This is a genomic window from Terriglobia bacterium (genome assembly GCA_036496425.1).
In the GTDB taxonomy this organism is placed as follows: Bacteria; Acidobacteriota; Terriglobia; order 20CM-2-55-15; family 20CM-2-55-15; genus 20CM-2-55-15.
In genome coordinates this window covers 1-10,893 of the sequence record DASXLG010000359.1, presented here as the reverse complement: position 1 = coordinate 10,893, position 10,893 = coordinate 1, and the positions used below count along the sequence as shown (strand labels likewise).

Below are 10,893 nucleotides of genomic sequence, written 5' to 3'. Positions count from 1 at the left end.
GGGCTCGTACGTGTGACTGACGGCTTGATTTATCCAGGAAGCGGAACTGTATTTGGCGTATTCGTTGGGATTGAAAGTCGGATAGTTCCCCATTCCGAGAATTTCACCGCTTTTCGGGTCCATTATGATAATGGAAACGCCCTTTGCGCCCGTTTTCTCGGCAGCCGCAACCAGTTCCTTTTCAATAATGTACTGAATATTCTCGTCGATCGTCGTGATGAGATTGGCGCCCGGAGCCACGGGTTGCTCGATGCTGTTAAAGCTGCGGCCGCGGGCATCCGTCATCACTAATACGCGTCCCGCATCTCCCCGAACCTGGCTGTTATAGCGGTATTCCAGACCGCCCAGCCCCTTCTCGTCAATATCCACGTAGCCCAGAACGTGGGCAGCGAGTTCACGCTTGGGATAAAATCGCCTGTCTTCCTTTTGAAAATAGATTCCGGGAATTCTGGCTCGACGGACCGCGGCAGCTTCCGCCCCGTTCAGCTTTCGCTTGACCCAGACGAAAGAGCGCTCTGTATCGAACTTGTCCAGCAGCTCCTGCCTGGGAACACCGATGATCGATGAGAGAGACTTCGCCGTCGACTCCACATTTTGAATCTCATCGGGAATAGCGAAAATCGAATCGACTTTAATGCTGACGGCGAGTTCGTTTCCGTTGCGATCGTATATGACTCCGCGTCTCGGACTGACGTCAAGTGTCCGCTGCTGCTGGCGCTCAGCCCTCTGCCGGTAATCGGCGGAATGCACGACATGTAGAAAATAAAGACGCGCGCCAATGACGGCCGCCCACAGACTCATCGCGGCAATCAGGATATGGAGGCGCCTTGATGCGCCAGGCTTCGCCGATTTTTTGTCCGTCTGCTTCTTCATGGTTTCAATTCGGGGCACGAATTGCGAATTTCGAATTAAATTTTCTGTTCGGCGCCTCTCCCACCCGTCACGGTGAAAAGCCTCCAATCCGAAATTCGCAATTTGTACCTCGAAACCCTTTTTATCTCTTTGCGGCAAGCGCTGCGGGTTGCGGCTGCACTTCCTGCGGCGGCTGCGGCGTTGGAATCGTCAAAGGAGCATCCGCATTGAACGTAACCAGCTGTCCGGGCACGGGCACGACCATTCCCAGCTGACCGCGCGCAATCGAATCGATCCGCTGCGGGTTGCTGAGCGATGCGCGCTCCAAACGAAGCTGGTTTCCAATTTCCGACAACTGCTCTTTCTTTTTCTGAGCCTCTTCAATCCGATAGCCGTACTGAATCCACTGGTAATGCTGCCAACCATAGACAAACAGCCCGAACAGAAACACCGCAGCAAGAACGGTGATGAAGATGTAATCCCGGTGGCTCTTCACATCGGCTTCGCGAATCACATGGTTATTGATAATGCGCTTTTCAATGTGGACTTCGATCGCCATGTTCTTACTCGCTGCGCGCTATCGCGCTTGCATTCGCTCCGCTCATCGCTTACTCGCTGCGCGCTATCGCGCTTGCATTCGCTCCGCTCATCAGCTTCGCTCCCAGGCGCGCAGCTTTGCACTTCGCGCCCTCGGGTTCCGCTGCACTTCGTCCGCACTGCCGGTCACAACTTTCTTCGTGAGAACCCGGCCAGGGACGGCCGAGGCACGAAACCTCTGCTTCACGATCCTGTCTTCGAGCGAATGAAACGCAATCACCACGACCCGCCCGCCGGAACGAACTACCGCCATGGAAGCATCCAAAAAGGTCTCAAGGCTCTTCAGTTCGTCGTTGACATGAATCCGCAGGGCCTGGAACGTTCTCGTTGCCGGGTGAATATGTCCATACCGGGGACCACCAGTAACCCTCTCAACCGCGCGCACCAGATCCGTCGTGCGCTGTAAAGGCCGGGACCGCACAATCGATCTGGCGATCGGCCGGGAACGGCGCTCTTCACCGCAGGTATAAATAATGTCGGCGATTTCCTTCTCGGAAGCCGTATTGACAACTTCCGCCGCAGTAAGCTCCTGAGTGCGATCCATCCGCATATCGAGAGGTCCTTCACGCATGAACGAGAACCCCCTCGCTGGATCGTCGACCATCATTGAGGAGATACCGAGATCCGCCAGCACACCGTCGCACTCCATAAAGGCGCGCTCTTCGGCGATCGCCGCAATCTCCCTGAAATTCGCGTGCATCAAAACCACCCGCGACCCAAATGACTGCAGACTCTCTCTTGCGGATTGCAATGCCGACTCGTCCTGATCCATCCCAAGGATCGCGCCGTCCGGCCCAGTCCGCTCGAGTATGGCGCGCGTGTGCCCTCCCGCTCCCAGGGTCGCATCGATGAATCGGCCGCCAGGCTTCGGCTCCAGAAATTGAATGACCTCGTCCAACAAGACGGGGATGTGTCCAAACATTTTCATGTTCGCCCTGCGCTTTCGCGCTGGCATTCGCTCCGCTCATCAAATTCCCAACTTGCTCAACGTTTCCTGATCTTCGGCGGTAAAGGACTCCGCCATGATGCGGTCAAAGAACCGCTTATGATTCCAAACTTCCAAACGATCTAAATAACCGAGGACAGCGACCTCTCCCGTCATCTGGGCTGATTCACGCAGTAGCGGCGGAATCAGAATCCGGCCGGATTTATCAGCTGCGGATACCTGGCCGTAAAAATTAGTCCGGTCCAGGAACTTTGTCTTCGTGGGGTTTAGTGAAGGGAGCTTGGCGAGTCTTTCTTCTATTTCTTGCCAGATAGGTAAGGGATAAATCAGCACGGAATCACCCGAGAGAGACGTGACGTAGAAGTCGCTGCCCCAGGACTCTTCAATGTGCGTGCGGAAGGCGGACGGAATCTTGAGCCGCCCCTTCTCGTCAATCGTAGCTGGTGAATTCCCACGCAACATCGATGTTTGTCCCTAGAAAGCCAACAAAATACAAATTTGGCCACTTTTGGCCACTTCAGACTACTAATGCGCCGGAACCATGTCAAGAAAGAAAATATTCGTCGCCTCGGGTTTTTGGCGTGTTCAGTTATGCTTACAGGGAGAACGACATGAAAGCTGGAATCATCGGACTACCTTCAGTAGGAAAAACAACCATATTTAATGTTCTAACGCAGGGCAAGGCCGCTGCCGGCCCCGGTGCAGGACGCAAGCTTGAGCCGAACGTCGGCATCGTCAAAGTCCCTGACCCGCGCGTGGACTTTCTATCCTCGAAATTCGACCCGGAGAAGACAACCTACGCGACCGTTGAGTTCGTCGATGTCCAAGGACTCGTGCGCGGCAAGGGTCAGGACATGGCGCTTGCGCCGGTGCGGACAGTCGACGCGCTCGTGCATGTTGTGCGGGCGTTTCAGGACGAATCGGTTCCGCATTCGGAAGGCGCCCTGGACCCGGAACGCGACAAACGGAATCTCGACTACGAGCTGATGCTCGCCGATATCGGCTCGATCGAGAAACGCATGGAACGGCTCGAAAAGGATCTCAAAAAAATCAAAAATGCAGCGTTGGAAAAAGAACTTGCTTACCTGCAGCGCGCCAAAGCATGGCTCGAATCCGAGAAGCCTTTACGTGAAATGGAAATCAGCGAGGATGACAGAAAACTCGTGAGAGGGTTCGCATTCCTTTCCGAGAAACCAATGATCTATGTCGACAACATCGGCGAAGATCAACTCGACCGGTTGCGGCATCCGGACGCGCATGGAACGCTGCGTCCGAACACCGAGCAAACGATCATCTGTGGAAAACTTGAAGCTGAGATGGCTGAACTGCCGACCGAGGAACTCAAAACATTTCTGGCGGATTACGGATTAACCGAATCCGGGTCGGAGCGGTTGATTCGAACAACCTATCAATTGCTTGGATTAATCTCATTTTTCACGGTGGGCGAAGAAGAATGCCGGGCCTGGACAATTACGCGTGGCACAAACGCACAGAACGCCGCGGGCGTGATTCACACAGACCTTGCCGATCATTTCATCCGCGCCGAAGTCTGCCACTATGATGATTTCGTAAAATACGGCTCGATGCCGGCGCTGAAAGAGAAAGGTCTGCTTCGTCTGGAGGGGAAGGAATATATGGTCAAGGACGGCGACATCATGACGATTCGCCACAGCGGATAAGAGAAAAACCGGAAAAAGCAAAAGAGGCACAAAGTGTTCCAGTCAACCTTGTGCCTCTTTTGCTCTTTGTGGTTTTCTTCACTAAGCTTCCGGCTCGTCTTCCTCGTCCGTCTTCAACATGCCGGCCATCACCGGACGCTGGCTGGTGCCCTCACGCTCCGCTTCTTCCTGGCATTGGATGCAGAGGGTCGCCCACGGCACGGCCATCAGGCGTTTCTCATTGATGTCCTCGCCGCATCGGACGCACTCGCCATACTCACCGCGGTCCATGCGCTTCAAGGCTTCCTGAATCGACTTCAAGCGTTGGAAATCGCTCTCATGAAGGTTATACAAGAGTTCTTTGTTATGGCTGATGGTGGCGAGATCCCCTTCGTCCTCGGTATTTTCGAGCTTGATCTCTTCCTCTGCCAATCGATTCCGATTGATTGAACGGATCAGCTTCTGGTATTCCTCCAACAGCCGTTGGCGAAATTTCTGCGTTTTTTTATCGTCCATTGTTTCCTCTCTCGTTCCTCCAAAACCCTCGTGGTTTCGCAACCGGGGAATGGGAGTATATGCGTCCAAGTCACGCTGTCAACTGACCAGTGTTTGACGAACGAGACCCAGAACAGGTACAGCACGAGAAGCGCCAGCGCCAAAATTACGGCGCCCGATCCTCCAAAAAGCACCACCATCCTGAGCAAGTGCTGTGCCAAAGTCAAAGACATTTCATTCGACGGCCTCATTTGAGTGGAATCGAGGGGGACAGCGCCGATCCCCAGCACCGTCATTTATACATTTCCACAAGCGGTTAGGACGGAGTGCGGTAAAAATTGCCGTCGGTACCCTGATTCCATTGGAATCTTTTCCCGGCTGCGTCCACCGACCTCCCATCCATAACTGGTTTTAAATCAACATATGTAAGACTTATACCGACAGAAAATGACAAAGGGCTGAAATTGCATATTCAGCGCGATGTGATCGTCGTGAACATGTGTGCATGTGTGCGGGCTAATATGATACGAAATTGAGGAAGACGCATTGAAACGAGTTGCGCCCCGAACGAGCGCGATCATTCAGGACAGCCTTGCCGTAATTTTGGCTGGAGGACAGGGCGAACGGCTCTATCCTTTGACTAAACACCGCGCAAAACCGGCGGTCCCTTTTGGAGGGATCTACCGGATCATCGATTTCGCTCTTTCGAACTGCATAAACTCGCAGCTCAAGAGAATTTGCGTCCTCACGCAATACAAATCGGATTCTCTCGACCGGCACATCCGGTTGGGGTGGAACATTTTTTCCTACGATCGCGGCGAATTCATTTTCACGATCCCTCCGCAATTTCGCGCTTCCGAAAAGTGGTACCAGGGAACGGCGGACGCTGTTTATCAGAACATTTACACCATCGAACGCGAGAGTCCCGCCTACGTGATAATTCTCTGCGGCGATCACATCTATAAGATGGACTACAGCGAGCTGTTGGAATTCCATGTGGGATCCGGTGCTGACGTCACCGTCTCGACGATCGAATTCCCGCGCTGCGAGGCAAGCCACCTTGGCGTTCTCGAGATCGACCGTAATCAGCGGATCGTCGGATTCGAAGAAAAACCGAAAGATCCCAAGCCCATGCCGTCAAATCCGAGCCTCGTACTCGCATCGATGGGCATTTATGTTTTCAGCACGCCCGTTCTGATTCAGGCGTTACTGGAAGATGCAGGCCAGGACACCAGCCACGACTTCGGACGAAACATCATCCCCAACCTGATCGAATCGAAGCAGGTCTACGCTTATAACTTCAAAGACATGAATCAGAAGGATGCAAAGTACTGGCGCGATGTCGGCACCCTCGACGCATACTTCGAAGCCAACATGGATCTCATTTCGATCGATCCGCAGTTCAACCTGTACGATAAAGAGTGGCCCATCCGTACGCACGTGCGTTCGTATCCGCCGGCAAAAACGATCTGGGATCTCGAACATGAAGGACGCGTGGGCGCCGCCATCAATTCCATTATTTCGCAGGGATCGATCGTCAGCGGAGGGCGCGTCAAAAACTCGATCCTTTCGCCGGAAGTACGAATCAACAGCTACTCCGAAGTCGACCAATGCATCCTGATGAACGGCGTCGATGTCGGCCGGCATGCGAGACTCCACAGCGTCATTGTCGATAAGTACGTCCGCATCCCGCCGGGAATCGAAATCGGTTATAACCCTGAAGAAGACCGCCGCCGCTTCACAGTGACCGATTCCGGCGTCGTCGTCATTCCACGGAACGCTTGCTTCTGGGATTAGAATTGTTCCGAGGAGAAATCAATGGCTGATCATACAGATTTCGTTGTGTTTCCTAATGGACCGCTCCGTATCTCGGGGAATTTTAGTATCAAGGATGGACAGGGGAAGGAATTCGATCTTTCGGGCCGCACTCAAATCAGTCTCTGCCGCTGTGGCCACTCGGAGAATAAGCCGTTCTGCGACGGCGCACATGCGCGGAACGGATTTCAATCGGTTGTGGAAGCGCGCGTTTTACCGCCGCCAGCACCCAAACCGTAAGAAAGACGAAATTACAAGAAGCACAAGAGGCACAAAAATCCTGACATTTTGTGCCTCTTGTGCTTTTTGTGGTTTCGTTCCCGCTTAGTTCGCCATGCACGTCTTGTGCGTGATGTGATACTCGAATTCTTCCCGGTATTTGTTAATCATCGCTTCGACGGGCATCGCACAGGCATCGCTTAGAACGCAGATCGTGACGCCCTTCATGTTCGAGCACATGTCGAGGATCATTTTCAGGTCCTCCATCTTTCCATGGCCGTGTTCGATCCGATGCAGTACCTGCTCCATCCACCACGTTCCCTCACGGCACTGAGTACATTGCCCGCAGCTCTCTTCCGCGTAAAAGCGCGCCGTTCGCAGAGCAAGGCGAACCATGCAGGCGGTCTGATCGAGCACCATCATGCCGCACGAACCGAGCAGCGTACCCTTCGCGGCAAGCGAATCGAAATCCATCCGAACGTCGCACTCGTCGGGCTTGAGAATCGGCACTGAAGAACCGCCCGGTATAACCCCTTTCAACCGGTTTCCGTTCCGCATACCGCCGCACTCGACCTCGATCAGTTCGAGCAGAGGAACACCCAATTCCCTCTCCACAACCGCTGGTTTCCGGACATGCCCGCTGACACAGTAAAGTTTGGGTCCTGTGTTCTTCTCGCTGGAGCCGATACTCTTGTACCACTCAACGCCCCGATTGAAGATGTGGGGGAGATTTGCGAGTGTTTCGACGTTATTGACAACGGTGGGACAACCATAGAGCCCGTGAACCGCGGGAAACGGCGGCTTCTGCCGCGGATGCCCGCGCTTCCCTTCCAGCGATTCGATCAACCCCGTCTCTTCGCCGCAGATATAGGCGCCCGCACCGGAGTGCAGAATGATGTCGAGATCATAATTGGAGCCGAAGATCTTTTTCCCGAGATAGCCGCGGGCATGCGCTTCCTCCAGCGCCTTTTCCAGGACTCGGTATCCGAGCGAAAATTCACCGCGTATATAGATGAACGCAAGATGGCAGTCCACCGCGAACGAGGCAATGATCATCCCCTCGATCAACTGATGCGGATCGCGCTCCATAATGACCCGATCTTTGCAGGTGCCGGGCTCGCTCTCATCCGCGTTACAGCACAGGTAAATCGGCTTACCGGTATCTTTCGGAACGAAACTCCATTTCATACCGGTCGGGAAACCGGCACCGCCGCGTCCTCGGAGACCGGTGGCTTTGGTTGTCTCGATAACGTCCTTGGGCGTCATCTCGGTGACGACTTTTCTCGCCGCTTTGTATCCGCCAAGCTCGACGTACCGGTCCAGCTCTTTCACATGAGGATCGTTGATGTTCTTAAAGAGAACAAGTTCGTAAGCCATAAACAATTGATTGTAGCAATTTCCTTACGATTTCGATGCGGGGGATACGCCGGATTCGGCGGAAGAAACCTGATCAAGAAGAATACGGAAGGACGGCAGGAAATCCAGCCGGCGCCGCTGGAGTTCATTCATGCGTTTCTTGCGGTCGGGCCGGTTAGACAGTTCTTTGCTGGCGAGAACTTTGTATCCGCGCGCGGAGTGCGTCACGACCTGAAAGACACCTTCGGCCAGATCCAGGTGAATCCAGTCACCCGTTCGGATCGCAGCCAAACCGCCGCCGTCGAACGCTTCGGGCACGACGTGTGCTATCGAAAGACCCTCGTGCCGGAAAGCCACGCGCCCGTCTGTTACGAGCACGCACATGGATCCAAGCGGATGAGAAGAAGCATTCAGCGCAAGCTGCAATTCCGGCATGCCGGCACCGTGAGGCCCGGCGCCTGCCACAACCACCATAACGCGCAGCAGATTATTGCCGAGCAGATAGTCCCATAATTTCGCCTTATTCCACTCCGACACATCCGGCACGGAGCCGTTCGGCGATTTCGAATGCCAGTTGTACTGCCAGGTGTAACAAAGGTCTTCCCATGCAACCTTCCGCTTCAGGCGATCCAGTATGCCGTCCTGAATCGCAAGATCGCCATGAAGCTCTTTCTGGCCAAGGTAGTAGATAGCGAGATAGATTTTTCTGTCGAGTTGCTCCACATCACGGTTCCGGCTGTGCGAACTCAGCCGCGCCACGGCGCCGGTGCAGATGTTTCCTTGCATCCCCTTCAAGCCGCAGGTTGGCAGGAACGGACTCATCGTTGAATAGACGAAGTTTCCATTGGCTGAGCGCGCTTCCATGATGCGCTCCATCCACGGACCATCAAGCGTCGGAGCACGATCCTCGATCAGGCGTTTCTCGGCGAGCGTCCGCATGATAGTGTCGATTCCCGAATTGCCGCCGTTCTCGGTCTCCACCGCCATGGAATACACCGAGTTCCCGCGCGCGTCATCCACCGCGAGAATCTGCGGAACCTTGAGTGTCTTTTTTGTAACGTCGGCGATCGACAATTTCTTTCCGACAGCATCCGCCAGATACGTCAAGTGGAGGAGCCACGCAGGATGGCCTCCGGTGGCGCTCCACACGGCAGCGGCATTCACCAGGTTATAGCGTGTGAGACTCGCGACACTGATGCGGCGCTCCCGCTTTGTAATCGCCTGAAGCAGGCGCTGCACAACGTCCGAGGTTTGGTTATCCGAAGGAGCCTTGACGCATATATCCAGATGCTTCGGCACGATGCCGAACGATGCCAGGATCATCCGGTGAGCCATCGAGGCTTCGGAGGCCGCACAATTCGCACCCGGCGACGCACTGCACTTCGCAATGACGCGTTCCAGATCATCCTTTTCATTTTCCTGAACGATCCTTCGATGGAAACAGCGATCCAGGATCGTCTTGACCTCAGCATAGACGTGAGACTTCATCGGTCGTTGAAACAGCTCGTCGAGCTCGGCGCGCTCGCTTTCCGTCAACCGGTGACGCAGAGGATCAAATTTCCGCTTGTCCTCTTCACTGACGTGCGCCTCCCGCCCGATAAGAGACGGAATCATCACAGCGAATACGGGCCGCATCTTCCGGCGCTGGTGTGCGAGATCGACTTCCACCAGAGCCCGGAGGCTGCCTACCATCATTTTGTCGCAAACACCCAACACGATCGCCCCATCGTAAGCATGAGCCTCGATCAGGCTGGCCAGAGCCGCCGTATAAAAGTTCCGGCTCAACAGAGCGTAGTTCATCCCTTCTGTGCCGTAGGACAGCTCCTCGCACGGCGACGAATGCGATGCTTCGAAAGGAATAGCGCCATTGGCCCAGATCTGGCGAATCATACGCCGGATCGTCTCTCTCGCTCCAAGGTTAGGAGGATGGTCCTCACCGCCGTGAACGACAGCGATGCGGGGCTGCCCGTTCATGAAACGGTCAACGATCTGTTCGCGCACTGCCGACACTCCGGCCATGCGCAGAGTTTCATCCACGACCGGCGTGATGATGGTCACCGGCTGAGCGCGGCTGATCAGCGGATCGCGAAATTTATTGGAGTGCATTTTCACAAAGTGGGCGCAATATACAATAACTGCACATGCGGTTCAATGCTCAATGTTCAACAGCACCCACACCCTTGCCGGCTTTTCCATTGCCAGAACCGGTTTCGATGGCTGGGTGCCCTATGCAACCGTAACCGCCGTCATTGCAGCAAATTTGCCCGATATCGAAATCCTATCGGGCCTCCGGGGTACGGCGGCATACCTTGATAATCATCGGGGAATAACCCACACATTTGTCGGAGTTCCGGTGCTTGCCCTGATCCTCGCCGCGGTGATGTATTACTTTTCCGGACATTTCTGGAAAACATTTGCCGTTTCATTCGTGGCGATGTGCACTCACCCGGTGCTGGATTATCTGAACACCTACGGAGTGCGGCCGTTCCTGCCCTTTGACCGCACCTGGTATTACGGCGACCTTCTTTTCATCTTCGATCCGTACGTCGACTCCATCCTGTTGCTGGGTCTGGTTGCCGGCGCGCTGTTCAACCGGAGAAGAGCGATGGCCTGGCTGTCGTTGGTTCTTGTCATCGGGTATATCGGCGCACGCATCGAACTGCGCAGCCTCGCCGCCGGACAAATGGAAGGATTCATCGCGAAAACGCCCGGGATTGACCAATGGGTTGTGTTTCCGACGATGCTGAATCCGTTCGCCTGGGAAGGCATCGCCGGGACCAAGACCGAATGGCTGAAAGTGAACGTAAACTCTCTTGGCGGCGTCGGTGACGAGGTCGTGCGCATTCCTCGTGGCGCCGCTAATGACATCGTGAAACGCGCCTCGGAATCGGAAAGCGGGGCGGCACTTCTGCGATTTGCGCGGTTCCCTACGTTCCAGGTCGATGGGCTGGAGTT

At 54.8% G+C, this 10,893-nt stretch carries 11 protein-coding genes; 4 read left to right on the top strand and 7 right to left on the bottom strand.

Annotated features, from left to right (window positions below; genetic code table 11):
- The 4 genes from VGK48_26520 to VGK48_26505 form a co-directional block, all read right to left on the bottom strand.
- Positions 1 to 873 (bottom strand): penicillin-binding transpeptidase domain-containing protein (locus VGK48_26520; protein ID HEY2384746.1); only part of this gene is annotated, 873 nt, incomplete at its 3' end.
- A 121-nt stretch (positions 874 to 994) separates the two neighbouring features.
- Positions 995 to 1,411 (bottom strand): cell division protein FtsL, encoded by a 417-nt coding sequence (gene ftsL / locus VGK48_26515; protein ID HEY2384745.1) that lies wholly within the window; start codon positions 1,409 to 1,411, stop codon positions 995 to 997.
- A 90-nt stretch (positions 1,412 to 1,501) separates the two neighbouring features.
- The gene (gene rsmH / locus VGK48_26510; protein ID HEY2384744.1) at positions 1,502 to 2,377 is read right to left on the bottom strand and encodes a 16S rRNA (cytosine(1402)-N(4))-methyltransferase RsmH; all 876 of its coding nucleotides are present in this window, start codon (positions 2,375 to 2,377) and stop codon (positions 1,502 to 1,504) included.
- 39 nt (positions 2,378 to 2,416) lie between these two features.
- Positions 2,417 to 2,857 carry a division/cell wall cluster transcriptional repressor MraZ gene (locus VGK48_26505; protein ID HEY2384743.1) on the bottom strand — a complete coding sequence of 147 codons (441 nt, stop codon included), beginning with the start codon at positions 2,855 to 2,857 and terminating at the stop codon, positions 2,417 to 2,419.
- Between the two features lie 149 nt (positions 2,858 to 3,006).
- Here VGK48_26505 and ychF point away from each other — a divergent pair, with 149 nt between their 5' ends.
- The gene (gene ychF, locus VGK48_26500; protein HEY2384742.1) at positions 3,007 to 4,074 is read left to right on the top strand and encodes a redox-regulated ATPase YchF; all 1,068 of its coding nucleotides are present in this window, start codon (positions 3,007 to 3,009) and stop codon (positions 4,072 to 4,074) included.
- Between the two features lie 81 nt (positions 4,075 to 4,155).
- Here ychF and VGK48_26495 read toward each other — a convergent pair whose 3' ends face one another.
- Positions 4,156 to 4,569 (bottom strand): TraR/DksA family transcriptional regulator, encoded by a 414-nt coding sequence (locus tag VGK48_26495; protein ID HEY2384741.1) that lies wholly within the window; start codon positions 4,567 to 4,569, stop codon positions 4,156 to 4,158.
- Positions 4,570 to 5,094: 525 nt separating this feature from the next.
- Between VGK48_26495 and glgC the strand changes: the two genes are divergently transcribed.
- Entirely contained in the window at positions 5,095 to 6,345 is a 1,251-nt protein-coding gene (glgC, locus tag VGK48_26490) for a glucose-1-phosphate adenylyltransferase (protein HEY2384740.1), read from the top strand.
- A gap of 21 nt (positions 6,346 to 6,366) precedes the next feature.
- Positions 6,367 to 6,603: a CDGSH iron-sulfur domain-containing protein gene (locus tag VGK48_26485; GenBank protein HEY2384739.1), complete on the top strand. Its 237-nt coding sequence runs from the start codon at positions 6,367 to 6,369 to the stop codon at positions 6,601 to 6,603.
- Positions 6,604 to 6,687: 84 nt separating this feature from the next.
- Here VGK48_26485 and nuoF read toward each other — a convergent pair whose 3' ends face one another.
- A complete protein-coding gene (gene nuoF / locus VGK48_26480) occupies positions 6,688 to 7,959 on the bottom strand; it encodes an NADH-quinone oxidoreductase subunit NuoF (GenBank protein ID HEY2384738.1) in 1,272 nt (423 codons plus the stop codon).
- Between the two features lie 24 nt (positions 7,960 to 7,983).
- Positions 7,984 to 10,044 (bottom strand): dihydroxy-acid dehydratase, encoded by a 2,061-nt coding sequence (locus VGK48_26475; GenBank protein HEY2384737.1) that lies wholly within the window; start codon positions 10,042 to 10,044, stop codon positions 7,984 to 7,986.
- Between the two features lie 52 nt (positions 10,045 to 10,096).
- Between VGK48_26475 and VGK48_26470 the strand changes: the two genes are divergently transcribed.
- A partial coding sequence (locus tag VGK48_26470; GenBank protein ID HEY2384736.1) for a metal-dependent hydrolase occupies positions 10,097 to 10,893 on the top strand: 797 nt, incomplete at its 3' end.

Bases quoted from the DNA above. Each gene is read 5' to 3' on its own strand.
- ftsL (HEY2384745.1), bottom strand. From the start codon at position 1,411: ATGGCGATCGAAGTCCACATTGAAAAGCGCATTATCAATAACCATGTG.
- VGK48_26505 (HEY2384743.1), bottom strand. From the start codon at position 2,857: ATGTTGCGTGGGAATTCACCAGCTACGATTGACGAGAAGGGGCGGCTC.
- VGK48_26475 (HEY2384737.1), bottom strand. From the start codon at position 10,044: ATGCACTCCAATAAATTTCGCGATCCGCTGATCAGCCGCGCTCAGCCG.
- ychF (HEY2384742.1), top strand. From the start codon at position 3,007: ATGAAAGCTGGAATCATCGGACTACCTTCAGTAGGAAAAACAACCATA.
- rsmH (HEY2384744.1), bottom strand. From the start codon at position 2,377: ATGAAAATGTTTGGACACATCCCCGTCTTGTTGGACGAGGTCATTCAA.
- VGK48_26495 (HEY2384741.1), bottom strand. From the start codon at position 4,569: ATGGACGATAAAAAAACGCAGAAATTTCGCCAACGGCTGTTGGAGGAA.
- VGK48_26485 (HEY2384739.1), top strand. From the start codon at position 6,367: ATGGCTGATCATACAGATTTCGTTGTGTTTCCTAATGGACCGCTCCGT.
- nuoF (HEY2384738.1), bottom strand. From the start codon at position 7,959: ATGGCTTACGAACTTGTTCTCTTTAAGAACATCAACGATCCTCATGTG.